This is a genomic window from Mycolicibacter sp. MU0102 (assembly GCF_963378105.1).
In the GTDB taxonomy this organism is placed as follows: domain Bacteria; phylum Actinomycetota; class Actinomycetes; order Mycobacteriales; family Mycobacteriaceae; genus Mycobacterium; species Mycobacterium holstebronense.
In genome coordinates this window covers 303,010-327,265 of record NZ_OY726398.1, presented here as the reverse complement: position 1 = coordinate 327,265, position 24,256 = coordinate 303,010, and the positions used below count along the sequence as shown (strand labels likewise).

Sequence of the window (24,256 nt, the reverse complement as noted above, 5' to 3'; positions counted from 1 at the left end):
TCATCATCTGTGCATGTCAGGGGCGGGTCAAACACCGCTCACGGCGTGCCGGGGTTCAGGTGGCCGCTTCCACGACGCCGCTTTCACGATGCGGTGTTCACGGCCCCTCCCGGCGCGGCAGGTCTTCGACCGGTGCCTCGGACTTGAGCAGGCCCCGCGACGAGAGGTAGTCGCGGAAGTACTCGCGGTGTTCGGCACACGTCAGCCAGACCTTGCGACGTTCGGGGGTGTGCAGCTTCGGGTTGTTCCACAGCATGCCGTACACCGCATCAGCGCTGCAGCCCTTGCGGGAACAGATGAGTGCATCAACCGGGTCGGCGTTACTGCTGGTCATTTTGGCCATCTTGGGGCGCGCCGGCAGATCCGGTCAACCCCGGTCGCCGCCACGGTTGCAGCACCAGAGCCCATGCCGTCAGATAGGCCCAGCCCAGCGCCCAGCCGGCCAGTACGTCGGAGGGGTGGTGGACGTTGAGCGCTACTCGAGAGACCCCGACCGCACCCACCAACAACACGCCGACGCTCACCGCCGCCGTTCTGGCGTTGCCCCGCAGCGCGGGCAGCGCCAGCAGCAACAGCGCGCCGACTCCGATCATCACCCCCAGCGCGTGTCCGGACGGAAACGAGGTCGAGGTCGCCGAGACCAGGGCCGTCACCGGCCGCGGCCTCCCGACCGAGCCCTTGGCCAGCACGGTCAGCAGCCCGGTCATCTCCACCGTCACCAAGAGGAACAGCGCCGCACGCAACCGCCTGCGCAGCACCGCGACCAGGGCCACCACCATGCCCACCGCCCGGAACACCGCCGGCTCAAACACCGTGGATACGCCATCCCAAAACCGGACCCAGACCGGGTGCTTGACCGCGACGTCGTAGCTCGCGTCCAGGGCAGCGGAGTCGACGTCGGCCAGCCAAATCCAGCCCTGCCGATAGCCGATCAACATCAGTACGTAGACCGCCACCGCGGCCGCCACCGAGATCAGCGCCGCCGCGCGCGCAGCCGAAGGTGTCACCACTTAGTTCCCCTCGGCACGAACCCCGACCGACCGCAGGTCTGGCCAGGGCGGGCGGCGCAGCACTGCCAGGGACGCGATGACCGCCGACAGCAATCCGGTGAGCACCCCGACCAACGCGATCCGGTTCGCGTCGACCGCGGCCACCCACTTGGCCTGCTCGCCCCGGATCACCATCACTCCGAGGGGTGTCGCGCTCACCTTTGAGCCGTCCGGGCCTGAGGCGGTCACGCGTGCAGCGGTGATGACCGTCGCGCCGTCGGGGGTCTGGTGCGGTTCGCCGTAGACGACGCTTGCAGCAGCGCCGGCGGAGAAGTGGTCGAGCAGTTGCGAACGTTTCATGGCGAGCGTCCCTTCGTATGGCTCCTACCATGATCCCGTGGCTGATCCATCGTTCACCGAGCAGGAGCGCCAAGCCGTGTACCGGGTGATCACCGAGCGGCGCGACATGCGCCGATTCGTACCCGGCAGCACAGTCGACCCGGGTGTCCTGGCACGCCTGTTGGCGGCGGCCCACGCCGCACCCAGTGTGGGCCTCATGCAACCGTGGCGGTTCGTGCGCATCACCGACGACGCCCTTCGGCAGCGCATCCATGCCTTGGTCGACGAGGAGCGCCATCGCACCGCCGAGGCGCTGGGCCGTCGCGAGCAGGAGTTCCTGGCCTTGAAGGTGGAAGGCATCCGCGAGTGCGCCGAACTTTTGGTGGTGGCGTTGCGAGACGGCAGGCAGGCGCACATCTTCGGTCGCCGTACCCTTCCGCAGATGGATCTGGCGTCGGTGTCGTGCGCGATTCAGAACCTATGGCTGGCCGCGCGCGCCGAGGGGCTGGGCATGGGCTGGGTGTCGCTGTTCGAACCTGCACCGCTGGCGCAATTGCTGGAAATGCCCTCGGATGCGGAGCCCGTGGCGATCTTGTGCCTGGGCCCCGTTCCGGAGTTCCCGGACCGGCCGGCACTGGAGATCGACGAGTGGGCCTACCGACAGCCGTTAGGCGAGTTTGTGTCCGAAAATACCTGGGAGAAACCATGACTCATGGCGATGAAGCTGCCGCCGTCCGCCAGGTCTGGTCGGAGCTGGGGCTGCCGGGAATCATCGATATCCATACCCATTTCATGCCCAAGTCGGTGATGGACAAGGTGTGGAAGTACTTCGATTCGGCCGGCCCGATGGTCGGCCGGCCGTGGCCCATCAACTACCGCATGGATGAGGCCAAGCGGGTCGATACGCTGCGCTCATTCGGGGTGCGCCGGTTCACCTCGCTGGTGTATCCGCACAAGCCGGACATGGCGGAGTGGCTCAACGGGTGGGCAGCCCAATTCGCCCGCGACACATCGGATTGCCTGCCCACGGCGACGTTCTATCCGGAACCCGGCGCGGCCGACTACGTTAAAGCCGCCATCTCTGCTGGAGCCCGAATATTCAAGGCACACATCCAAGTCGGTGACTATGACCCGACCGACCCGCTGCTCGACGACGTCTGGGGCGTGATCGAGGACTGCGGCGTTCCGGTGGTCATCCACTGCGGCTCCGGACCGCAGCCCGGCCGTTTCACCGGGCCCGCACCGATTCGGCAGCTGCTGCGCCGATACCCGCGGCTGGCTTTGATCATCGCGCACATGGGCATGCCCGAGTACGACGAATTCCTCGACATCTGCCTGGAATCGCCAAGCGTGCACCTGGACACCACGATGGCTTTCACCGCATTTGTCGACGAGCTGATGCCGTTCCCCACCGGCGCGGATCCACGGTTACGCACCGCGGGCGAGCGGATTCTGTTCGGCAGTGACTTTCCGAACATCCCATACGGCTACCTTGAGGCGCTGGACGCGATCACCGCGCTTCCCGGCATCGACGACGCCTGGCTACGTGGGGTTCTGCACGACAATGCCGCACGGCTGTTCGCAACCGCGTTACCATCCGGTTGACGTCGCACCGGGGTCCGCAGGGCCGGGGCGACCAACACCCGTGAAAGGCCGGCGACCGTGCACACTGACGTCACCCCGCTCAATCCGCCCATCCCGATTCCCGATGTCCCCGGTGCCGATGCCGGCGAACACGGTCTGCCGCACCGCAGCGAGTTGTCGTTGCGGGAGAAGGCGATCGTGGATGCGTCGGCCTTCGCCGATATCGGCTTGCGCACCGCGGTCGCTTCCATGGTTGCCGCGGCGATGATCCCGTCGGTGCTCACCACCGCGGTGGGCCGCAAGCAGTCACGGCAGGAGCGGGAACGGCTGGCGTTCTACGCCGAGCTGGCGTCACACCACGACCCGGTCCGATCCTTTCCCGCGCCTGCGGGGCTGCCGAGGGTTTCGGTCCGGCGGGCAAATCCGATCGCGGAGCGGATCGCCCGCGGCAGGGTCGAGAACGTCTCGTTCCTCAGCGGTTTCGAAGCGGTCAATCCGGCGATGCGCGATTCGTGGAATGCCCTGGGGAACAACAACACCGCACGGTTTCAGCATTGGCGTCATGACGACGGGCCGCGACCGACACTATGCGTCATCCACGGTTTCATGGGGTCGCCCTACTTGTTCAACGGGCTCTTCTTCTCGCTGCCGTGGTTCTTCCGAACCGGGTACGACGTGGCCTTGTTCACGTTGCCCTTCCATGGCCGGCGGGCCGAGAAGTACTCCCCTTTCAGCGGATACGGTTATTTCTCGCACGGCATGTCGGGCTTCGCCGAGGCGATGGCCCAAGCGGTCCACGACTTCCGGTCGATGATCGACTATCTGGAGTCCACCGGCGTCGACCGCTTCGCGTTGACCGGCCTGTCGCTGGGCGGCTATACCAGTGCCCTGCTGGCTGCCGTCGAACCTCGACTGCAGGCGGTGATCCCGAATGTTCCGGTGGTTTCCGTCGAATCGGAGATCCGCGACTGGTTTCCGGCCAACCTGATACTCCAGGGCGGGCAACGGCTGGGGCAGGTCGCCGGCGACGAGTTCGTCGCTGCGACGGCCTACCACTCGCCGTTGAACTACCGCCCGCTGATGGCCAAGGAACGACGACTGATCATCACCGGCCTAGGCGATCGGCTGGCACCACCGGAGCAGTCCGAGATGCTCTGGCACCACTGGGATCAGTGCGCACTGCACTGGTTTCCGGGAAACCATGTGCTACACGTCAGCCAACCGACCTACCTGCGCAGGATGACCGCGTTCCTGCGGCCCTACATGTTCTAGCCCTATAGCCGGCTAGCCCTATGGCCGCTAGCGCGCGGCCGCAGCTACCGCCGTGACAGGCCACCGCAGGCCGGCGAGCTCGTCGCCAGACACCGTGGTGTGACCGTCCAAACGGATGCCGGACAGCGGGTGCAATCCCAGCAACGCATTGCGGTGGTTGCCCTGCTGCGGCAGCAGCCCGGCCAGCGGGGCGCCACCGTCGGGTGCCGAGCCGGTACGCAACGCACAGGCCACCGCCATAGTGTGCTGGCCGTCCGCTTCGGCGACTTCCAACACCGTCCAGGTCTCGTTGGCGTTGACAGCTTGGATTCGGCTGATCGTGTCGGCCAGTGCCGCGTCGATCCCCACCTGGTAGGCGGCGACGTGGTCTCCTGAGCCGTCGACGACCGACCGCCATGCTTCCCGGGCACCCGCGTCGATCAGCGACGGGATCTCGTCGTCGGCGACGACCGTCGTGTCCCAACCGATTTCGCGGAGATGGTCGGCAAGGCGCCGCACGGCGATGTCAACGGTCCGCTGCAGCGGGATAGACGCCGAGCGGGCCTGCAACGCAGCCAGGTTCGGCGCGGCCGCGTACGTCAGGCCGATCCAGGTGTCGGTGGTTCCCGCACCGGCGCGGCTGGTGATGCGCACCGCGTCCGCCCGCAGGCCGTACCGGTTCAAGTAGCTCGCGATCAGCTCCAGCGGTACCGCGTTCCCGGCCGCCGAGGCCGTGATTCGCAGCGCCGCGGTCGCGCGTGCGCCGCCAGCGTCCCGCCGGTTGGTGTGCGCGCCGCCGCGCGAGCGCAGCATCGACAACCGGCGGCGAGCGATCGTGGTGAAGTGCAGACCACGCCACCAGCCGAGCAGCAGGATCGTCGCGATGATGCCTACGGCGAGCGCCCAGCGCTGCGCGGTGGTCTCCCACGGATTCGCCATCACCGCGGGCGTGGCGGCCAACAGCACCAAGGCGATTCGGGCCGGACCGGGCCGGGGAATGGTGGTTCGGTGCGTGCTCACAGCTGGTTTTCCTTTCGTCGGCGGGCGGCCGCCGCGGCGCCAGTGGCGACGGCGACGACCAACCCGGCCAGCAGCGCGGTTCCGGCGAAGGCCACGATCCGCGGCGCCGGGTCCGCCGGCTGCGGCGCCGGTGGTGGAGTGATCTTCTTCGCGGGTGAGGCAGCCGGGTCCGCAGCCGGGGGCAGTTCCCAGGTCAGGGCGGCCACCGGGTCGATGGTTCCGGCGCCCACCAGATCCGATGGTGCGCGCGCGGAGTTGTGGGCGGTGGAGACGATCCGGTGCGCGACCTGCATCGCGTTCAGGTCGGGGTAACGACTGCGGACCAGCGCCGCCACACCGGCCACATATCCGGCGGCGTAGCCGGTGCCACTGAGCGGCACCAGCCGACCTTGGTTGCCGGGCAACGCGTTGGCCAGCCCGCCGTCTTCGCGGTTGCTCACCGAGACGATGTCCTCGCCGGGGGCGGCCACGCCGACCCACGGTCCGGCCATCGTGAATCCGGACGGCCGGCCGCTCGACGACAGCGAGGCCACCGACAGCACGTAAGGGTGCCACCACGACGGCACCGACAGGGACGTCACCCCGGCCCAGTTACGCGGGTCCTGCGGGCGGCTCAGGTCGGTGAGCGGATTGGACTCGCACGCCTCCCCGCCACCGCCGACCGATCCGGTCTGGCCGGCGTCTCCGGCGGCCGCCACGATCAGCGCGTCCTTTTCCACCGCCGCGTAGCGCAGCGCCGCACCCAACGCCGTCTGGTCGACGTTGCGGTCGGCCGGCAGGCAGGTGGTGGTGGAGATGGTGATGACCCGGGCACCGAGGTCGGCGGCGTGCACGATGGCCCGCGCCAGCGCGGTGATGTCGGTGATCACCCGCGTCGCCCGCGGGTCGTCTCCACCCAGCCGCGGCGAGATCGTCGCCGAGGCGGTCCGCAGTGACAGCAGTCGGGCGGCCGGAGCCACGCCGGTGAAGCCGTCCGACCCATCTGACGCGGGCAGGCCCGCGATGATCCCGGCAACCAGGGTTCCGTGCCCGTCGCAGTCGGTCAGCCCGTCGGTGGTCCCGATGTAGTCGCCGCCCGGCTCCACCGCTCCAAGGCGCGGACCCGGCCGTACACCGGTGTCGATGACGGCCACTGTCTGACCTTCGCCACGGGAGAACTGCCACGCGGCGGGCAGGTCCAGCATCCGCTGTCCAGCCGTCGCGGCGCTGAGGTCGCTGCCGGGCATCAAACCCGAACTGGCGCAGTCGCCGCGCTGTTCCATCGCCGCGACGGGGCCGGGCGCTCCGCTGGGCGGCGGCACTGTCGGGTCCACCGTCGGCGGGGTGATCGCCAGGGCCGGAGCGCTGGTCAGCAATGCTGCCAGAACTGCGATCCCGGCCCCGCGGACGACGCCGCCCACCGACCGGCTCCGACTGCGCTCTTCGGCAACGATCATCGAGACAGAACCCAGGCGAAGATGCCGACCAGGTAGGCCATGACCGGGATCAGGGTGGCGTCCACGCCGGAAGCCAGGAAGCCCACCAACCGGCGCACCGGCAGCGAGTAGCTTTCCGGCGATGCCACGGACGGGCTCAACGAGACCACAGCCCACACCGCCACCAAGGCAGCCAGGACCAGCACCGCACCGAAGGCGGCCGTGTACCGGCCGGTGGCCGCGTAACCGACCAGCAGGGCGATCGCCGTCAGGTGCGGCTCGGCCAGCAGCCAGGCCTTGCACCATGCCGAGTCCCACACCCGGGCCCGCAGCACCGAAGCCACCGCGATGCCCGCGACCACGTACCAGGCCCAGCCCGAAAGCCCCTCGGGCGCAAAGGCGATAGCAACCGAACCGAGCACGGCGAGCAGCACCGAGCCGGCGATGAACCCGGTCTGGTGGGCGTCAGTGACGCGGACCCGGCGAGGCAGGTCGGCGAGCACGCTCTCCGGCAGCGCGGACGGCGTCGGGTCGCCCGGAGCCGGGATCACCGGCAACGGCAGCCGCGCCCACAACGCCGAAACCTGCGGCGCGGCAACGGTCAGCAGCAGGGACGCGGTGATCAGCCCACAGCCCAGGGTGAGAGGCGACAACTCCCAGAAGGTCTTGACGGCCGCCGCCGCCAGCACTCCGACACCCACAACCACCGCGGCGGTGAAGAACGCGATCCCGCGCTCGCCACGACCACCCGGCGGCAAGATCAGGCAGATCAGCGACCACGCGCTAACCGCCGCGGCGCCCAGCACCACGTGCGCCGGACTGAACACCCCGGGCACCGCCAGGGTGCCCACCGCGGCGAGCGGTACCAGTGCCGCGATCGACAGGGTCAGCGCGGCTTCGGCCGAACGCGTACGACACAGCAGCGCAGCGAGCACCGTGAGCAGGGCGATGGCCCCGGCCGCGAACAGGCCGGCAGGCTCGCCGGTCACCGCTCGGTGCGCAGCCGCGAGTCCGGTGGCGGCGAAGGTCAAACCCGTCCCAGCGGCCAACGCCGCGCGTTGAATGTGCTTGGCGCCCCAGGGCTTACGACGGGAAGCCGAGAAGATGACAGCAGCGTCGGCGATGTCCTCGACAATGCCGGGGGCAGCCGGACCGACCGGCACCGGGCGCAGGGCCAGCAGATCGCCATCCACCACCCCGACGGTGTCCAGGCTGGCGTCCAGGCTGAACGGTGCACCGCCGACCGGCGCCAGGCTCAGCCGCGTCGTGGCACCGGCGGCCGGTTCGGCTTCGTCGCCGGCGTCCGGGGCTACCAGGCGTTGCACCGCCGGCAGGATTTCGCGCAGCGGCAACTCCGCCGGCACGGCGATCTCGGTCAGCCGACTGTCGGCCAGGACCGCGATGCGGACAATCGGCATGACGGCGCTGGTCAGCACCGGGGCTTCGGTCATTGGTGTTCCCTATTCTTCTTCTCTGCGAGGACGTTCTTTTCGCTGCCTTTAGGACAGCTGGGTGGTGAAATCTCTGGATAGTCGCTGACCGGGGAACCACGTGCCCTCGGGCAGGGTGGCGGTCAGCTGTTCAATCGCGACAGCGGTCGCAAAGTCGGTTCCAGGGCGGAAGGTCGAGACCCACTCGCCGTCGAACGCCTGCGACGGCGTGACCAGGATGCGGCCCGCCTCCGCGTCGACCAGACTCATACCGACTTCTGTGGTGGTATGCCGACCGTCTCGCGCGCATCCCGCGACAACCTCGACGTAGTGACGCGATCCGGTGAACACCGACTCTACGATCGGCCTCGCCGAAGCGGGAATGCCTAGGTAGTCAAGCACTTCGGCGAGCGGAGCGCCGGCGCGCAGTCGCTCGTCAGCGCGCGCACCAACCCGGGCCGGCAGGGTGAACTCGTCGAACCGCGCCGGCGGGCGCTGCCGCAGGCCTGCTCCGAGCACGGGAACCAGCAGCCGCGGGTCGTCGATGTCCATCACGGTGAACGTGACCAGTTGCGCATTACGCAGTGCCACGACCGTCCGGCCGGGCTTGCCGGCGCTCTGATCGCGGCGCGCGACGATGCCGCGCAACATCTCGGGGGCCCCGCCGGCGGCCGAACCCACATAGCGCAGGTCCAGCCACCGGTCCGGGAAGCACACCACCCGGATCCATTCGGCCACGGCCGGATTGACCGTGCCCTCCGGCGAGACAACTCCCATCCGGGTGAGCTCGTCGCGCTGGCGCGCCATGAACGCGCCCCGCTCCCCGGCGTCCGTGTAGGGCATGGTGATCGCCAAAACCCACGGAAAAGACCCGGCACCAACGGTTTCCGCGATGTACCAGGCTTGCTCGACGGTCAGTTCGGCAGCGTTGGGCTCAGTACCCATCGCTGGCTTCCCTCATCGAGCGGATCACTGGGTCAGCCCCACTTGGCGGCTTCGGCGGTGTCGCGCGCGTTCATCATCAAGGTGTTGGTCTCATGCGTGGAAGCCATCGCACGATAGGCAAGCACCAACTCCTCCATCGCCTGATTCCACTGCGCCTGCCACGCCTGATACGTCATACCCGTATCGCCCTGCCACGCCGCCGACAACGCCGCCTGCTCACTGGCAATATCAGCACCCACAGCCTGCAACGTGCCCGCATACCCATTCATCTCAGCCGCATGGGCCAACATCGCCGGGTAGTTGTACATAATCTGCGACATCAGTCTGCTCCTTTTCCCTGGTCCGCCAGCTAAACGCCGGTGTAACCGGAAGCCGCAGCCGCATCAGCGGCCACATACGTCGAACCGGCATCCGCCAGATTCACCTGCGCCATATCCAGCAACGCATTCACCCGCGCCGCCATCGCCACAAACCGCGCATGCGACCCCTGAAACGCCGCAGCCGCCTCACCCAGATGAAACGCCTGCGCCGACATCGCCGCCTGCTCCGCCTGCGCCATCGTCGACCGCATCAACGCCGCCTTGGCACCAAACGCCGACTCCGACGCCACCAACTGCGGAATATGCGCATCCAACATACTCATTGCTGCACTCCTTTCCTGACTTCTATTTCGGTTCCGATTCCGACTCCCCAGCGGAGTCGCCAAGATCTTTTTCGCCCCAGGTGTCGGGCAACATCGGCATATTCGGGCCGCCGCCGAATCCGTCGCCGGTCAAAGTGGTCAGCCCGGATGCCGCACTGCCGGCACGCTTTTCCACCGTCCCGGTGAATCCGAGCGGCCCGGAGCCGCGGTCCGAGCCGGCCGCGGTCGGCGCAGCCGACGGAGCCTGCCCTGCTGGATCGGCGGCGGGACCGGAATTCATGTCCATGAACTCGTCGGCGTGATCGTGCAGGACGGCTCGGCGACGCCTGCGCGCCCGCGACCTTTCCTGTGCCGAGCTGCCGACCGCCGCCGCGGCTGCCGGCACCCGTGAGGACGGGGCCTGTGCCTTGTTGCGGTCGGTCAGGGTCGGGCCGAGTCCGGTGCCCGGGTCGGATCCTCCAACCAGGTAGCCAAAGCCCATCGCGCCGGCCGCCGGCGCGGGAGGTGCCGCCGCCGAGGTGGGCGGCGCTGCCGGAACGCTCGCCGCACCGGATGCGGGCACCCCTGGACCAAAGCCTGCCACCGCGACGGTCGGCCGATCGGGCGACGAGACGGCACCCGGCGCCGGCTTGGCGACCTCGTCCATGGTCCAGTCGCCGCCCAGGAGGTCGGCCAGGTAGGCGAGCCCGACGCCGAGGACGATCGGCACCATGATCGTCGCGCCCAGCATCACTCCCCAGAAGGTGAAGCCGAACGGGATGAAGAACGCCTCGTAGGCGATGAAGAACAGCAGCGGGAACCAGGTGACCAGGGCTCCGGGGGTACTCAGGATCTCCCGGATCACCCCGATCGGGTCGGCCAGGAGCTGACCGAGCTGGTCCAACAGCTTGGTGAAGAAATCCCCGATGCCTCCCGAGGAAGTGTCCTCGGCGGGCAAGGCCGAATCGGCCTTGACCACCGGGGGGGCATCCACCGCGCGGGGCGCCGAGGCCAGGGCCGCACCGGACACCGCGTGATAGGTGCCCATGGTGGTGGCCGCCTGGATCCACATCCGTACGTAGTCGGCTTCGTTGAGCGCGATCGGGATCGTGTTGATCCCGAAGAAATTGGTGCCGACCAGCACCCCGTGCGTCATGTGATTGGTGGCCAATTCGGCCAGTGTCGGCATCGACGCCAGCGCGCTGGTGTACGCCGTGGCGGCCACCTCGTGCTGCGCCGCTACCCCGGCGCTGTCCGCGCTGGCCTGGCCCAGCCACGCCAGATACGGTGCGTGCGCGGCCAGGTACTGCTCGGCGCTGGGTCCCTGCCATGCGCCGGTCTGCACCGCACCGAGCAGTGCGGTGAGTTCGTCTGCCACTGAGGCGTACTCGACGCTCAGTGAATTCCACGCCCCGGCAGCCGACAACAACGGACCCGGTCCGGGTCCGCTGCTCAGCAATGCTGAATGCACCTCCGGCGGGGAGGCGATCCAGACCGGGGCGGAAATCATCAGCCGCGCGTGCCCAAGAAGTATGTCGAGGCACCAGCGGCATCACCGGCGGCGTAATTGACACCGGACTCACCGACACCGACACCGGCGCGGCCCAACTCAGTGGCGCCCTGAGCGGCCACCGCGGCGTGCTCGCTGCCCTGTGCACTGAAACCGGCAGCGGTCTGCAGCGACACCGGGTCGGCCGCCGGCGGAACCACCGCGGTGATCAGCGGGGCGGCGCTGGCCTGCGCTGCCGCCAGACGGGCGGTCAGTGCCTCGACCGCTGCACTGGCGGCGGCGAGACCTTCCGGAACCACATTGAGCGTCATGACAATTTCCCCTTCCGTTATTCGATACGCGTCAGCGCGTCAGACTTTCGCTGAATGACGGGTTGACTAGTTGTAGGTAGGTGGGTTCGTCGTTGTCGGCCAGCAGGATTGCTCGTCCTGCGGGTAGGCGTGCGAAGCGTTGGCCGCGGATCTTGCCGCTGTCGGCAGGGTTGCCTGAGAGCATCAAGGTGGTGGCTTGCAGGTCGTTGAGCCGGCGCAGTAGCGGGTTGGTCATCAACGCGTGCCCTGAGCCGGTGGCCCGTGCGGTGACGATGACCCGCAATCCCAGATCGCCTGCTTGCGACAGCAACTCGATCAAGGTGGTCCACGGCCGCTGCCCCGCATAGGGGCCGGTCAGGGCCGGGGTGTCGGGGATGGCATCAACATCGTCGATGATCAGGTAGTGGGTGTGCCCTTCATAGCTCCAGGAGGCCAGATCGGCCGCCGACAAGCCTGCGGGGGGCCGACGTGATCCGATCAACGCCGAGAGCCCGAGCATGGCCGGGATGACCCGATCCACATTCGCGGTGTACTCGTTGTCGGCGAACAACGGTTCGTCCACCAGGTGCAGGCGCCGATCCAGGACGGTGAACGCCACCTGATCAGCACTGGAATGCTCACGCACGGTGCGAATGATGTGCCGCAGCAAGGTGGTCTTGCCGGACTTGGCATCACCGAGCACCAGCAGCAGCGGGTTGGTAGTGAAGTCCACCTGCACTGGCGCCAGGTCCTCTTCGCGCACCCCGATCACCACATGATCGACCGCGGGATAGACCACACCCACTTCTTCGGGAGCCAGGTTGGTCGGCAACAACCGCACCGGCGGCGCCGCCAACCCCAGATGGCGGGCATTGATCGCCTCGATCTGACCCAGATCCGGTTGGGCGATCAAGAAATGCTCGGCGGCCATCGTCAAACCACGACCCGGCTGGTTGGCCGGCACCGCTTCGGCGGGCCGGGTCAACGCGCCGGCGACGCGCACGTTGCTGTCGCGGGCATCATGGAGCTTGAGCTCCAGACGCAATCCGAGCCCATCGCGCATCGCCAACGGCACTTCCAGCCAGCTCGGCGTGGTGACCACGACATGGATGCCGTAGGCCAGGCCGACGTTGACCAGTTCGGTGACCTTGGCCAACAGCGGGTTGCGGGTATTGAACGCATCGGTGTTGTCGCGGCTGAACGCATACAGGTTGTCGATCACCAAAAACACTTCGCCGTAGCCGTCGTTGAGCGAACCGATGCTGCCATCACGGAACGCTTCCCGGTGCTGACGGGCGGTCAACAACTGCTCGAGTTCGCCGAAGGTGCGGCGGATCTTCTCCGGTTCTAGACCCGAAGCCACACTGCCCACATGCGCCAGCCCTTCCAGGGCCCGCAACTGCCCGCCGCCGTAATCGAGGCAGTAGAAACTGACCTCCCGCGGCGAATGCAGGCTCGCGGCCGACAGGATGAACGTCTGCAACGCGGTGGTCTTGCCCGACTTGGGGCCACCATGAATCAGCAAGTTCCCACTAGCGGAGCGGGCATCAAAGACCAGCGGGTCGCGGCGCATCTCAAAGGGTTTGTCGATCTGTCCCAACGGCCACCGCAACGCCCGCTCGGAAATCCCGGCACCGGCCAACGTCGTGGCGAGTGGGATCGGCTCATCCAGGGGCGGCAACCACAACGCCGGGGCCTGGGGCCCGTAGTTCGCCAACTGATCACCGATCGTGGCGATCAGCTTGCGCGGCGGACCCAACACCTCTTCCTCGACCTCACCCACGATGGTGGTCTCCGCCCCGGCATCGACCACGCCAGCGGTAAACAGTTTCGGTTCGGGCAGCGCATGCATCACCACCGCCCGCGATTGGCGCGGCGGGTCATAAATCCCATCGACATAGGTGGAGCGGAACTTGATCGGCGCCGCCCCCGGAGCCGGCACCAAAAAGCCCTCACCTTTATGTTCTTTGCCCGACTCGATGTGATAGGCGTCCTCAACCCCGATGATCTGGCGAGACACACTCGGGCTCGCGACTTTCAACCCGATCCGATACGAGGTGTTCTTGTCGATGTCCTTGATCTTGCCCACATCCAACGTTTGCGACGCGAACAAGATATGGATGCGGAACGAGCGACCCTTACGGGCCACATAATCAAACAACTCGGCGTACTCGGGATGATCAGCCAACATCAACGTGAACTCATCAGCGACGATGAACAACGTCGGGATCGGCGCCAAATCATGGCCGGCCGCGATCGCCGCCTCATACTCGGTCACCGAGTTAAACGCACTGCCCTGAACCCGCCGGCCCGCCTCCCGCAGCAACAACTCCCGCCGCGCCACCTCACCACGCAACGTGTCGGCGAACCGATCCGCCAACGACTTCTTCTCGGCCATATTCGAGATCACCGCAACGACCTGCGGGAAATGCCGGAAAATATCCGCGCCGGCCTCACCCTTGAAGTCGGCGTAAATCACGATCAACCGATCCGCCGAATGCGTCGTCAACAACGACAACAAGATCGCCATCAACGTCTGCGACTTACCCGAACCGGTCATCCCGATCATCAACCCGTGCGGACCCATCCCGCCCTCGGCCTCATCCTTGAGATCGAAGAACAACGGCTCCCCGGTCGCGGTCACCCCAATCGGCACCCGCAACTCCTCCTCACGGCTACGCGGCGCCCACAACGCCGGCACATCCAACCGCGACGCATCCGCGATACCCAACAACGTGGTGAACGTCGCCCCCCGAGTACCGGCCGAGCGCAACCCGGCATGAGTGGGATTGGAATCCCACCGCGACAACCGCCGCGCCACATGCGCAGCCTCCGCAGCGCCGAGCTGGTCCGCAGCATCGACGTAGCGCTGCCAGCCGCCGGTCTGCCACCGATCAATCGAGCCGCCGCCGGCGCTGATCCGCAGGATCGGACGCTCCGGATCGGAATACTGCTCACGATTCGGCGCCACCACACTGCGCTGCACAACGGTCACCCCGGCCCGCGCGGCGCCCAGTGCTGAAGCCGCCACATCAAACTCCGGGTCATCGACGATCACCAACAAATGCCGACCCGACTCGGCCGCATCACCGGTAAACGGCGGGCGGGCCGCCAGCACCGGCGCCAACAATCCAGCGAGTTCTTCGGCGCTGGCCGCCAGGTAGCGGGCCGGGCCCACCCCATCGGCCTGGCCGGCGATGTCGGTGTGCGGCAACCACTTGCACCACGACCACTCTGGGCTCTCCAACTCCGGTGAGGCCAGCGCCACCCCGAGCATCGTCGGGTCATGCCAGGTCACGGCCTGGGCCACCCACGCCCGCAACGCACCGCGCACCTCATCGGCAGCGTGCTCGCCCTCACCCAGGACCGTGATCCGCGACAGTTTCGTCACATCCACACCGACGGGCACATCACGCACCGTGCGCTGGGTATCGAGCAAGCTACGCAACGCACTGTGCGACACCGGCTCCAAATCAATCTCATCCGCAGTGTCGCTCACCCGCACCGCACTGGCCAACCCCACCGCATGCCGGCCCGTGCGCACCACCAAGAAATCCTCATCATGAGGATCGCGCTCCCACTGGCGGCGCGAACCCGGCACCGCCGCCAAATCCGCCGGATCGGGATGCGACCACTCCGCAGCCGCCCGCTGCTTAGCCGCCGAACCCCGAATGTTGTCGCGAACCACCGACAGATACCGCAGGTAATCCGCCCGCTCGGCATCCACCTCAACGGTGCGGGCCTTCTTATCCCCGCCCCGATAAATCCCGGCCGCGGCCACCAACAACGCGAACGGGAAGAACAACATCACCGGAGACACCAACCGCATCCCCGTCGCGACCATGGCGATCACCATGCCCACGATCAGGATCACAATCACCACCGGCAACGCGCGCTGCAAAAACGACGCCGGAACCAACCGCGGCAACTCCGGCGGCGGCTCAATCGTGATCGTGCCCTTATCGGTCGGCGGCACCGGCAACCGGCGACGTGCCTCAAAAATCAAACGACTCATCGGGTCTCTCCCCCGTTAGATCCGGTACCCAGCTCAGCAGAGGCACGACGACCCGGACGCGAATCCGGCGCCAACCCGTCATGCGCCAACAACGCATCACCACGCGACAAGGTGGGTCCAAGGGCGAACTGCGAGAGCACCGACCACGGAATCGGCAGTGCCGGCTCGGTCAGGCCGAGTGCGGCGATGGTGTCTCCATCGCCACCAGTGGTGCCGGCCTCGGTGTTGATGCCATACCGCACACCGGTGTCCGAGATCCAGAACAGCGGGCCCGCAGTCGCGTTGGCCGCCGGATCACTGTTGACGCTCTGGGCGAAGTAGCCCGACCCCGGGGTCAGCGCGACGCGTGCGGCGGTGCCGCCCACTCCCGCGCCCACCAAATCCAGGGTGCGCACACCCTCACGCAACGGCAGCGTCGAACCCGACAACAACCTCAACGAACTCGTGCTCGCCCCAGCAGGCTTGCTCCACTGCGCGCACGTCACCGGCGCCGACACCGCATCAACCACCTTGACCGGCTGCTCCGGGAAACGCGACACATCCAACTGGTGCGAAACCGGCAGTCGCGCAACATCATCGGCACCCAACACCGGCGGCCGATCCAAACCCTGCGAATCAGTGTTACGCAACACCGCCGCCAACACGCCGGAGATCGGCTGCAAGCCGTCCTCGAGCACCGCGTAGTAGCGCAAGGTGCCATCGGAGTTGCCGTCCAGGGAGTGTGCCGCCACAACTGCGCCCACCGGCGCGGCCGAGTGCAGGTCGTATGCCGGCTTGCCGCCGGCGCCGGGGATCACCGGCGCCACCAAGGCCGGTGCCTCCGGGATGACGTTGAACAGTCCGGTGGCGATCGGACGCGGGGTGGGCACCGCCGAACCCCGCTCGGTGAGGCCCAGCGCTCCGGTGATGGCGTGGTCGGCCAGGTCGATCCGGCTGCGCTTGCCGTCCCACAGCAGCCACGCGCCGGCACCGTTGTCGGCCAGCACCGCATGCTGTGCGTCGAGCGCACCGGCACGGGATCCGCTGTGAGCCAACGGGCCGCCGATCACCGTGACCCCGGCGGTCGAGCCGGTCACCGCGTCGCACGCCGTCCAATCGGCGTCATGAGAGCTGCTTTGCACCATGCGTTCCGGGGCTCCCGGGATGCCGATCAGGTTGCCTCGGGCGAACTTGTCCAGTGCAGTGCTTTTCACCACGGTCGGGTTGACTGGCCGGCCGGCGATCAGCCGCGCGGAGGTCAGGTTCAGTACGGGGTGCAGCTGGTCTCCGACTCGCACATACAGCGCGGAGGTGGAGCGGTCTGCCAGCACCGGGTCGTCTTTGGCCGCGCTGTTGGGCCAGATCAGGGTGAAAACGAAGCAGCCGCCGGCGACGGTGGCCAGCACCAGCAGTCCCATCAGCACCGCACGCGTTTGGGAGCGCAGCGGTTCCACAAGCATCCGGGTGTCGTGCAGGGCTACGCCAGAGGCGATGCGCCGCATGACGAACCGCCAGCCGCTGACCTGGTGCTTGGTGACAAAGCCGCGCCGGTACTCGACCCGGTCGGGATTCTCGTTGGCCGGGGTCCGCGACGCGAACGAGCGCCGCTCGTCATCGGACCGGTCGGACTGGGCCGCGCTCATGCCTGGGCCTCCAGGCCCAGGCCACGCAGCAACGGCGCCACCGAGTTACGAACGTCTTCGGTCGTAATGGTCATGAGCTCCTCATCGGTGAACAGCCCGGTGCCGGACTGTTCGGAATGGTCAAGCCGGAATTCGCGCTCCTCCTCGGAGCGTTCGACGACGTTTCGCACGAACCGGCCGTTGCCCGCGATGTCCAGGCTGCGCCGGGCGACGCCGTTGGCGTCGGGGTGCGTCGCCTCGGCCAGCTGGCCAAACAGCGCCTGCATCTCTTCGAGTGCGGACTGCTCGAAACGGCTGTCACGCTGCTCGGCCATCTTGTGCGCGATCTCGACCAGCTCCGGCGGCTGGTAGGACGGGAAGTCGATGCTGCGGGTGAAACGTGACCGCAGACCTTCGTTGGTGTCCAGGAACCGGTCCAGGTCGGCGCGGTAACCGGCGACGATCACCACCAGCCGGTCACGGTCGTTTTCCATCCGCGCCAGCAGGGTGTCGATCGCCACCAAACCGAAGTCGTTCTTGGCGCCGGTGGCCACCAAGGCATACGCCTCATCGAGGAACAGCACACCATCGAGAGCGCTGTCGATGATGGCGTTGGTCTTGGCCTCGGTCTCACCGATGTGCTGACCGATCAGGTCGGCACGGTGTACCTCTTTGATGTTCTCTTTCTTCAGCAGTCCCAGGCCGCAGTAGATCTTGGCCACCACACGAGCGATGGTGGTCTTACCGGTCCCGGGGGGACCGGCGAAGACCAAGTGGTGGGTGCGCTGGCCGACGGCCAGGCCGTGCTGCTTGCGCACCACCTCCATGGCCACCGAGCTCTTGAGTCGCTGCACCTGGTTCTTGACTTCGGACAGCCCGATGAACTCGCCGAGTTCACGCTCGGCTTCGGCCAGCAGTTCGGCCTTGCGTTCGTGGGCCGACGGGTCGACGAAGTCCTCGGCGCTCGGCTCGGTGTTGGGGTCCCAGGGGTCGGTCCGGGCCTCGATCCGGGCCGCGGTGGTGGTGACGATCCCGAAACTGTGGTCCAACAAGGCATGTTGAACCTGCTCGTTCTCCGGGTTGGCGGCATAAAGGTCCTGCAAAACCTCGGCCGCCGATTCCTCATCGTCTTGGGCCCGCAGGATCAGTCCCTTGGCCAAGGCGCCATCGGTGGCGGCGACCGCGATCGGCCCTTCCGGCTCCTCCAGGTACGACAATGCCGGGGCGTACATACCCAGCCGCGCCAGGGCGATACCCAGGGCGATCTTGGCGGCGTGGGTGAACAGCTCGTCGCGGTCGGGGTCGTTGACGATCGGAGTCAGCAGCTTGACCATGTCCGACCAGCGGCCGGCATGGTGGTTCACCGCGATCGCCATCCAGCGAACGTCGTTCCAATCGGGACGCCGCTGGGCGATCTCGGCGACCACCGCGTTCGCCTCGGCACACCGGCCGGCCATCGCCAGTTGCGCGGCATGGGCGAGGTGGAAGTCGTCGGCCTCAGTGGCGCGCAACTTCAGGTACAGCCCGGTGTCGTAGTGGAACCCGAGAGCACCCTGCTGGAGGTCCAGGCGCCGCTGCAGTGCGCCGGCGCCCGCGGCAGTCTGCGAGATGGCGGCCAGCACGCGCGGCGACTGATCCCCGGCGGCAGCCAGGCCGATCCAGGCGTCGCACTGCTCGTGCGCGACCCGCGTGAGCGCCGCGAAGCCGGTCCGCGCTGCAGTCAGGTCAGCAGGACGTTTGCGCTGGTAGACCTCGATACCGAGGGCGCGGCAACAGGTCGCAAACCGGCTGAGGGTTTCCTCGTCAACGCGCGGTTGCGGGGCGAGCAGAGCCGCATCACCGTTATTCATGCGTGGCTCGCCCCTTCACTGTTTTTGACTGCACCAACCCGGCTGAAGTTAGCATTGCATAAGCTAACTGTCGAGATCGATCGAGACGATCGGCAGGCGACTTCCATCACTCCCGCAGGCGGCTTTGCAGCCCACAAACGGGGCGCTGGCGCGCCAACGTCGTTCCAACCCATCACCGACTCCTTATTGAAAATCATTTTCGATTGTCCCGCACGCTACCGCATCCGGGGTTCGTCTTCCACAGCGGTTCTCGGCCGCGGTCACTGACCGCTCCTACCTCTTGACCGCCCACATCAGCGAGTTCCGCAAGATCATCTGACCGGCTTGGGTGTCCGGCTCCGGGACGGGCCGACCCAACTCGCGCAGGCAATCGGCCAGCGGCGTCATCTTCGGGGTCCAACCGTGAGCGCCGAACCACTGATCCGCGGGAGCGTGCTGCTCGTTGTAGACCAGCCGATGGAAGATGCGGGCGTCGTCGCCTGCCTCGACTTCGGCCGCAACCGCGGCTTCATACGCGTCCTGAGGCATTGGGGCGCCGTCCTCAACCGCGACGTGGCTGCCCGAAGCGGAAAGGCCATCGATACCGGCGAACAGCTGCTCCTGAGCGACAGCGGGCAGGTAGATCAATAAGCCCTCGGCGATCCATGCCGAGGGCTTGGTCGGATCGAAGCCGGCGTCACACAGCGCCTGGGGCCAATCCTCACGTAGGTCGACGGCGACCTCACGCCGTTCGGCCGTGGGGCGGATGCCGCGCTGCGACAGGACATAGCTCTTGAAGCCGAGCACTTGCGGCTGGTCCAACTCGAAGATCGTCGTTGCGTCCGGCCAGGACAACCGGAAGGCGCGGGAGTCAAGCCCGGCCGCCAGAATCACCACCTGGCGCACCCCGGCTTCGACAACGCCGCTGAAGTAGTCGTCGAAGTACCGGGTGCGCGCACCCTGGAAATTGACGAAGTGCTGCCCGAATTCACTGGACAACAGCTCATGGTCGGGCAGGCTGCCATCCAGCACGGCCGCCCAGTCCCCGCCGGCAGCCCGGCCGAACAGCTCCGCATACGGGTCGACCGCCACGGGATCAGGTTTGGCGGCTTCCAAGGCCCGGGCAGTGGCCACGAACAAGGCCGTTGAACCAACGCTGGTGGTGATGTCCCAGCTGTCACCGTCACTACGCATTAGAGGCATTCCACGGACCCTACGCCGGGGTGAGCCCAGCCGACTCCCCCGAGAATGCCGCCGAAACCTGCCGTGACAGGCCAGAGCTTGCGCTCTGTCAGCCCCACTTGGCGGCTTCGGCGGTGTCGCGCGCGTTCATCATCAAGGTGTTGGTCTCATGCGTGGAAGCCATCGCACGATAGGCAAGCACCAACTCCTCCATCGCCTGATTCCACTGCGCCTGCCACGCCTGATACGTCATACCCGTATCGCCCTGCCACGCCGCCGACAACGCCGCCTGCTCACTGGCAATATCAGCACCCACAGCCTGCAACGTGCCCGCATACCCATTCATCTCAGCCGCATGGGCCAACATCGCCGGGTAGTTGTACATAATCTGCGACATCAGTCTGCTCCTTTTCCCTGGTCCGCCAGCTAAACGCCGGTGTAACCGGAAGCCGCAGCCGCATCAGCGGCCACATACGTCGAACCGGCATCCGCCAGATTCACCTGCGCCATATCCAGCAACGCATTCACCCGCGCCGCCATCGCCACAAACCGCGCATGCGACCCCTGAAACGCCGCAGCCGCCTCACCCAGATGAAACGCCTGCGCCGACATCGCCGCCTGCTCCGCCTGCGCCATCGTCGACCGCATCAACGCCGCCTTGGCACCAAACGCCGACTCCGACGCCACCAACTGCGGAATATGCGCATCCAACAAACTCATCCCCGCACTCCTCTCAACTATCGATTAGTCGCGGCCCACGCCGTCCGGGTTCCATGGAGGCCACGACCGCCCGTTGCTCGCATCGTTGAGAGCGGCTACAACACTCCCGGACAAGAACGCCGCGGAGTCAGTCTCGTCAATAACTGAGGATCAATACTACGGGTTTTACCTCGTTCCACGAACCTTTAATTGGGTCAACAGCCGCGAATGCGGATTCACTTTTATCCGGCCGGCGGATGTCCGTTTTGGGGTTCCCAGGAGGTGGGCAGCATCGGAAGAGTGGGACCTCCGCCGTACTCGTCTCCGGTCAGGTCCGCAAGACCGCCGGCCGGCGCCAACCCGATCTTGCCGAACGTTCCCGTGAAGCCCGCTGCACTAGATCGGGCTTGATGGAGATCCGGGTCGTCTTCCTCGAGGTATTCGTAGCGGTAGCCGGGGTCGATCAACCTGCCGCGCCGGCGGCTGCCGTGCCGTGCCGTGCCGGTCACCGGTTCACCCGCAGCCGCGGCGGCGGCAACGCCGGCAGCCGGCCGGGCCGATTTCACGCCGGTACTGCCGGTGGCACTCTGCGACGAGGGAAGCCAGCCCACCAGGTAACTGTGGAAGGTGCCCTCGGTGCCGATCAATGGCGGCGCCGCCGGTGGCGGCGGTGCGGGACCGGCGGACGCAGCGGGTGCGGGCAACGTCGCCGCCGGGGCGAGCGGCGCCGCCGAAGCCGGCACCGTCGCTGGGTTTGGCGCCGGCGCCGGTGCGCCACCGGTGATGATGGGCGCCACCGCCGCGGGTGCCGCCGGTGCCGGCACCCCCGGTGCGGGGATACCGGCTAGGCCGGCCAGGCCGGCCGGCGGCCCCACCGCTGCCAGGCTGCCGATCGCCAGGTTCAGCCCGACGCCCGCCAACAGCGGGGACAGTTGCAGCAGGAATCGCAGGCTACGCAGCGTCCAGTTGACGGCACGGTAGGTCTGCCAGGCGACGAAGTAGCTTGTCAGCTGCCACCATTGGGCGGGGGTCAGCACGCCCTGGAAGTTCTGTTGCAGCCAGGCCAGCGCCTTCTCGTTGCCGTTGACGAAATTGGACAGGTTCTGCAGGAATTCGGCGGGACTCCAGTTGGGCTGACCCTGTCCCGGCACCTGCTGACCGTCGGAGCCGAACAGCATCTGCCAGATCTCGGCCGGCGTGGGCAGGTCGAAGGATCCGCCGCCGCCTCCGCTGTTGCCGCCGTTGCCTCCCCCGCCGCCACCCGTACCGTCTCCGGCCGCTGCGACTCCGGCTTGTGCGCTGCCGCTGGAATGCCCCAAGCTGCGCGCGGTCTCGGCGGTCGCCTGGTAAGCGCTCATGACGGTGGCCGCCTGGGTCCACATCCGGGCGTAGTCGGCCTCGTTCACCGCGATCGGCACGGTGTTGATCCCGAAGAAATTGGTCACCACCAGCACGGCGTGGGTGGCATGGTTGGCGGCCAGCTCGGCGAGGGTGGGCATGGCCGCCAGGGCGCTGCTGTACGCCGACGCGATCACCTGGTGCTGAGCCGCGGTCCGGGCGCTGAGCGTGCCAGCCAGTTGCAGCCACGCCAAATAGGGCAGATGCGCTGCCGAATACGCATCAGCGGACGGACCGGCCCAGACCTGTTGGGAATCGCCGAGAACAGCGGTGAGATTGCTTGCGGCACTGAGGTACTCACCGCTCAATGTCGCCCAGGCCGTCGATGCGGCAAGCAGCGGCCCCGGCCCCGGCCCGGTGCTCAGCATCGCTGAGTGCACCTCCGGCGGGGCCGCCATCCAGGTGCCGGGGGCCGACATCACCGCACCGCTATTGCCCAAACACCGACGCCGCCGTGGTGTCTGCGACCTGGTAGTTGACCCCGGCTTGAGCGACCCCCACGCCGGCGCGGCCCAGCACCTCGGTGCCGCGCGCAGCGACCGCCTCGTGCTGGCTGCCCTGCAAGCTGAGTTCCGCCGCGGCCTGCAGCGACACCGGATCGATCGCGGGCGGTACCACCGCGGTGATCAACGGAGCCGCGGTCGCGTGTGCGGCCGCCAATGCCGCGGTGATTGCCTCGACCGCCTCGCTTGTGGCGGCCAAGCCCTCGGGCACAACGTGCAGGACCATGGCGTAACCCCTTCCGGCCGATACGCCGCTAACCCTACCTGCGGAGCAATGCAGCTGATGCAGTCACGATATGCCAAATAAGTCTCTGAATGATCCCGTAATTGCGGATGCATCTCAGTGCTTCTTGACCACCGCCCGTGGTGCGGTTCGCCAACGACAGCGGCCGTCGGCGGGGTGCACGGGCGGGTCCAGGAGCAGCACCGCGCGCCCCTCCAGCAGAACGGGCCGGACCCAGTCGCCCAACTCGATCACTTCTCCGGGTTCGGGTCGGTGGCCGCTGCCGTCACGGGCGTCGTCGATGGGCACGCTGGCCAGGAGTTCGTCGATGGTTGCCTCGGTGGGCAGGTTCCCTAGTCCGGGCAACGTGATGAACAGACCGTCGTTGCCGGACAGTTGCAGACCAACGGCCGCCAAAGCACCCAGGACCCCGTCGTGGGTGCCCCCGTGTCCGGACACGTGCACACCGAGTTCATCGCCGAGTCGGCGGGCCTGCGCCCGCTGCAGCACTTCCCTTTTGGCCCGCAGACCGAACTCCACCAGCGGGCCGGTGTCGGTCAGATCCGCCGGAATCGCCACCGCCAGACCGGGGTCTGCGGCCGGCGGGCAGACCCGTTCCAGGAATCCGGCTACAAAGCCGATGATCTCGTCGCGCACTGCGTGTGGGTCGGAACCGGGGCTGCGCCAAGCCAGGCACGCGCTGGAGTTGTGCGAGGTGTAGGGGACGCGGTCGTCGACGAGGAGTTGATGCCGGGTGGCGCCGGCCTCGCTGCCCAGGCCGGCAGCGGCCAACTCCCGCAACAACGCTCGGGCGCGCCGGCCGGTGCCGGGACTGAACTGGTCGTCGGTGTCATCGATGCCGATCAGAAGATCGACGCTGGCGAAGACCGTCACGGATTGACGACCACGGTGCTGACATCGCGAACCCAGCGGTCGCGCTCGAGGTCGACGCCCGCCAGCTTGAGGGTGTCGCGTTTGGTGAAGCTCAACACGACCTGGTCGGTGAGCTCGGCGGCGGCCAGCGTCTGTGCCGGGTCGCGTCCTTCGAACCGAACGCTGTGGACTGCGGTGGCTCCGGCCGCGTCCAGAACTGCGCGCACCGCGGGGCCTCGCTGCACGGGGCTTCCGTGGGATTGCGGCGTGGCTATCTCGGTCTGCGGCAGGTCACCCAGTCGGGCCAGGTCGAACTCGTCCAGTATTCGGCCGTCCTGCCGGACCACCAGGTGAAATCCGGTCGTCGCGTCGGTGCCGGTGTCGGCGTCGGCGTCGGCACCGCACCCTGACACTGCGACGCCAACGAGCAGCGCCGCCAAACCCAGTCCGAACCGGCAACCCGCAGATGACCGCATGTGCATGACCGTAAGCACGCATCGATACGTATTCAAGCTGCGCGCCGTCGATCTGGTCCTCA

At 67.3% G+C, this 24,256-nt stretch carries 24 protein-coding genes; 3 read left to right on the top strand and 21 right to left on the bottom strand.

Translation table 11 applies throughout. From position 1 onward, the window contains the following. Positions 1-97: 97 nt before the first annotated feature. Genes RCP37_RS01525 through RCP37_RS01515 form a run of 3 tightly spaced genes read right to left on the bottom strand, consistent with a single transcriptional unit; the run spans position 98 to position 1,349 of the window. Positions 98-334, bottom strand: a complete 237-nt coding sequence (locus RCP37_RS01525) for a hypothetical protein (protein ID WP_308485298.1) — start codon at positions 332-334, stop codon at positions 98-100. After that, the gene (locus RCP37_RS01520) at positions 321-1,010 is read right to left on the bottom strand and encodes a phosphatase PAP2 family protein (protein WP_308485297.1); all 690 of its coding nucleotides are present in this window, start codon (positions 1,008-1,010) and stop codon (positions 321-323) included. Before RCP37_RS01520 ends, RCP37_RS01525 begins: the two co-directional genes overlap by 14 nt. After that, positions 1,011-1,349, bottom strand: coding sequence for a hypothetical protein (locus RCP37_RS01515; RefSeq protein WP_308485296.1), 339 nt, complete (start codon positions 1,347-1,349; stop codon positions 1,011-1,013). Positions 1,350-1,386: 37 nt separating this feature from the next. Between RCP37_RS01515 and bluB the strand changes: the two genes are divergently transcribed. From bluB to RCP37_RS01500, 3 genes are read left to right on the top strand one after another with little or no spacing between them, the layout of a single operon-like run. Further along, complete coding sequence (gene bluB, locus RCP37_RS01510; RefSeq protein WP_308485295.1) at positions 1,387-2,037, top strand: 5,6-dimethylbenzimidazole synthase; 651 nt, start codon at positions 1,387-1,389, stop codon at positions 2,035-2,037. Continuing rightward, positions 2,034-2,933 carry an amidohydrolase family protein gene (locus RCP37_RS01505; RefSeq protein WP_308485294.1) on the top strand — a complete coding sequence of 300 codons (900 nt, stop codon included), beginning with the start codon at positions 2,034-2,036 and terminating at the stop codon, positions 2,931-2,933. Before bluB ends, RCP37_RS01505 begins: the two co-directional genes overlap by 4 nt. A gap of 57 nt (positions 2,934-2,990) precedes the next feature. After that, positions 2,991-4,184 carry an alpha/beta hydrolase family protein gene (locus RCP37_RS01500; protein ID WP_308485293.1) on the top strand — a complete coding sequence of 398 codons (1,194 nt, stop codon included), beginning with the start codon at positions 2,991-2,993 and terminating at the stop codon, positions 4,182-4,184. A 27-nt stretch (positions 4,185-4,211) separates the two neighbouring features. Here RCP37_RS01500 and eccE read toward each other — a convergent pair whose 3' ends face one another. The 18 genes from eccE to RCP37_RS01410 all read right to left on the bottom strand — a co-directional run bounded on the left by eccE (position 4,212) and on the right by RCP37_RS01410 (position 24,194). Then, a complete protein-coding gene (eccE, locus tag RCP37_RS01495; protein WP_308485292.1) occupies positions 4,212-5,183 on the bottom strand; it encodes a type VII secretion protein EccE in 972 nt (323 codons plus the stop codon). Beyond that, the gene (gene mycP / locus RCP37_RS01490; RefSeq protein WP_308485291.1) at positions 5,180-6,619 is read right to left on the bottom strand and encodes a type VII secretion-associated serine protease mycosin; all 1,440 of its coding nucleotides are present in this window, start codon (positions 6,617-6,619) and stop codon (positions 5,180-5,182) included. Before mycP ends, eccE begins: the two co-directional genes overlap by 4 nt. Further along, positions 6,616-8,049 carry a type VII secretion integral membrane protein EccD gene (gene eccD / locus RCP37_RS01485; protein WP_308485290.1) on the bottom strand — a complete coding sequence of 478 codons (1,434 nt, stop codon included), beginning with the start codon at positions 8,047-8,049 and terminating at the stop codon, positions 6,616-6,618. Before eccD ends, mycP begins: the two co-directional genes overlap by 4 nt. Before the next feature lie 48 nt (positions 8,050-8,097). Further along, positions 8,098-8,973, bottom strand: coding sequence for an ESX secretion-associated protein EspG (locus RCP37_RS01480; protein WP_308485289.1), 876 nt, complete (start codon positions 8,971-8,973; stop codon positions 8,098-8,100). Between the two features lie 32 nt (positions 8,974-9,005). Continuing rightward, a complete protein-coding gene (locus RCP37_RS01475) occupies positions 9,006-9,293 on the bottom strand; it encodes a WXG100 family type VII secretion target (RefSeq protein WP_046287208.1) in 288 nt (95 codons plus the stop codon). 29 nt (positions 9,294-9,322) lie between these two features. Next, complete coding sequence (locus RCP37_RS01470) at positions 9,323-9,616, bottom strand: type VII secretion protein EsxS (protein ID WP_308485288.1); 294 nt, start codon at positions 9,614-9,616, stop codon at positions 9,323-9,325. Positions 9,617-9,638: 22 nt separating this feature from the next. Continuing rightward, the gene (locus RCP37_RS01465; RefSeq protein WP_373693211.1) at positions 9,639-11,102 is read right to left on the bottom strand and encodes a PPE family protein; all 1,464 of its coding nucleotides are present in this window, start codon (positions 11,100-11,102) and stop codon (positions 9,639-9,641) included. A 2-nt stretch (positions 11,103-11,104) separates the two neighbouring features. Further along, positions 11,105-11,416 (bottom strand): PE family protein, encoded by a 312-nt coding sequence (locus RCP37_RS01460; RefSeq protein ID WP_024443852.1) that lies wholly within the window; start codon positions 11,414-11,416, stop codon positions 11,105-11,107. A 31-nt stretch (positions 11,417-11,447) separates the two neighbouring features. Then, a complete protein-coding gene (gene eccCa / locus RCP37_RS01455; RefSeq protein ID WP_308485286.1) occupies positions 11,448-15,410 on the bottom strand; it encodes a type VII secretion protein EccCa in 3,963 nt (1,320 codons plus the stop codon). Next, complete coding sequence (gene eccB, locus RCP37_RS01450; RefSeq protein WP_308485285.1) at positions 15,407-17,032, bottom strand: type VII secretion protein EccB; 1,626 nt, start codon at positions 17,030-17,032, stop codon at positions 15,407-15,409. Before eccB ends, eccCa begins: the two co-directional genes overlap by 4 nt. Beyond that, positions 17,029-18,861: a type VII secretion AAA-ATPase EccA gene (gene eccA, locus RCP37_RS01445; RefSeq protein ID WP_308485284.1), complete on the bottom strand. Its 1,833-nt coding sequence runs from the start codon at positions 18,859-18,861 to the stop codon at positions 17,029-17,031. The genes eccB and eccA overlap by 4 nt, the downstream gene beginning before the upstream one ends. A 273-nt stretch (positions 18,862-19,134) precedes the next feature. Beyond that, positions 19,135-20,034 (bottom strand): class I SAM-dependent methyltransferase, encoded by a 900-nt coding sequence (locus tag RCP37_RS01440; RefSeq protein ID WP_308487231.1) that lies wholly within the window; start codon positions 20,032-20,034, stop codon positions 19,135-19,137. A gap of 97 nt (positions 20,035-20,131) precedes the next feature. Then, positions 20,132-20,419, bottom strand: a complete 288-nt coding sequence (locus tag RCP37_RS01435; protein WP_046287208.1) for a WXG100 family type VII secretion target — start codon at positions 20,417-20,419, stop codon at positions 20,132-20,134. Between the two features lie 29 nt (positions 20,420-20,448). Then, positions 20,449-20,742 carry a type VII secretion protein EsxS gene (locus RCP37_RS01430; RefSeq protein WP_308485283.1) on the bottom strand — a complete coding sequence of 98 codons (294 nt, stop codon included), beginning with the start codon at positions 20,740-20,742 and terminating at the stop codon, positions 20,449-20,451. A gap of 221 nt (positions 20,743-20,963) precedes the next feature. Further along, positions 20,964-22,538 (bottom strand): PPE family protein, encoded by a 1,575-nt coding sequence (locus RCP37_RS01425; protein WP_308485282.1) that lies wholly within the window; start codon positions 22,536-22,538, stop codon positions 20,964-20,966. Between the two features lie 10 nt (positions 22,539-22,548). Continuing rightward, the gene (locus RCP37_RS01420) at positions 22,549-22,848 is read right to left on the bottom strand and encodes a PE family protein (protein ID WP_308485281.1); all 300 of its coding nucleotides are present in this window, start codon (positions 22,846-22,848) and stop codon (positions 22,549-22,551) included. Positions 22,849-22,962: 114 nt separating this feature from the next. Further along, positions 22,963-23,739 (bottom strand): hypothetical protein, encoded by a 777-nt coding sequence (locus tag RCP37_RS01415; protein ID WP_308485280.1) that lies wholly within the window; start codon positions 23,737-23,739, stop codon positions 22,963-22,965. After that, on the bottom strand, positions 23,736-24,194 hold the full coding sequence (locus tag RCP37_RS01410; protein ID WP_308485279.1) for a hypothetical protein: 459 nt from the start codon (positions 24,192-24,194) through the stop codon (positions 23,736-23,738). Before RCP37_RS01410 ends, RCP37_RS01415 begins: the two co-directional genes overlap by 4 nt. Between the last annotated feature and the right edge of the window lie 62 nt (positions 24,195-24,256).

Coding starts and splice junctions, on each gene's coding strand:
- RCP37_RS01525 (WP_308485298.1), bottom strand. CDS start 334: ATGACCAGCAGTAACGCCGACCCGGTTGATGCACTCATCTGTTCCCGC.
- RCP37_RS01515 (WP_308485296.1), bottom strand. CDS start 1,349: ATGAAACGTTCGCAACTGCTCGACCACTTCTCCGCCGGCGCTGCTGCA.
- RCP37_RS01505 (WP_308485294.1), top strand. CDS start 2,034: ATGACTCATGGCGATGAAGCTGCCGCCGTCCGCCAGGTCTGGTCGGAG.
- mycP (WP_308485291.1), bottom strand. CDS start 6,619: ATGATCGTTGCCGAAGAGCGCAGTCGGAGCCGGTCGGTGGGCGGCGTC.
- eccD (WP_308485290.1), bottom strand. CDS start 8,049: ATGACCGAAGCCCCGGTGCTGACCAGCGCCGTCATGCCGATTGTCCGC.
- RCP37_RS01480 (WP_308485289.1), bottom strand. CDS start 8,973: ATGGGTACTGAGCCCAACGCTGCCGAACTGACCGTCGAGCAAGCCTGG.
- RCP37_RS01475 (WP_046287208.1), bottom strand. CDS start 9,293: ATGTCGCAGATTATGTACAACTACCCGGCGATGTTGGCCCATGCGGCT.
- RCP37_RS01470 (WP_308485288.1), bottom strand. CDS start 9,616: ATGAGTATGTTGGATGCGCATATTCCGCAGTTGGTGGCGTCGGAGTCG.
- RCP37_RS01460 (WP_024443852.1), bottom strand. CDS start 11,416: ATGACGCTCAATGTGGTTCCGGAAGGTCTCGCCGCCGCCAGTGCAGCG.
- eccCa (WP_308485286.1), bottom strand. CDS start 15,410: ATGAGTCGTTTGATTTTTGAGGCACGTCGCCGGTTGCCGGTGCCGCCG.
- eccB (WP_308485285.1), bottom strand. CDS start 17,032: ATGAGCGCGGCCCAGTCCGACCGGTCCGATGACGAGCGGCGCTCGTTC.
- eccA (WP_308485284.1), bottom strand. CDS start 18,861: ATGAATAACGGTGATGCGGCTCTGCTCGCCCCGCAACCGCGCGTTGAC.
- RCP37_RS01440 (WP_308487231.1), bottom strand. CDS start 20,034: ATGCGTAGTGACGGTGACAGCTGGGACATCACCACCAGCGTTGGTTCA.
- RCP37_RS01435 (WP_046287208.1), bottom strand. CDS start 20,419: ATGTCGCAGATTATGTACAACTACCCGGCGATGTTGGCCCATGCGGCT.
- RCP37_RS01430 (WP_308485283.1), bottom strand. CDS start 20,742: ATGAGTTTGTTGGATGCGCATATTCCGCAGTTGGTGGCGTCGGAGTCG.
- RCP37_RS01425 (WP_308485282.1), bottom strand. CDS start 22,538: ATGTCGGCCCCCGGCACCTGGATGGCGGCCCCGCCGGAGGTGCACTCA.
- RCP37_RS01420 (WP_308485281.1), bottom strand. CDS start 22,848: ATGGTCCTGCACGTTGTGCCCGAGGGCTTGGCCGCCACAAGCGAGGCG.
- RCP37_RS01410 (WP_308485279.1), bottom strand. CDS start 24,194: ATGCGGTCATCTGCGGGTTGCCGGTTCGGACTGGGTTTGGCGGCGCTG.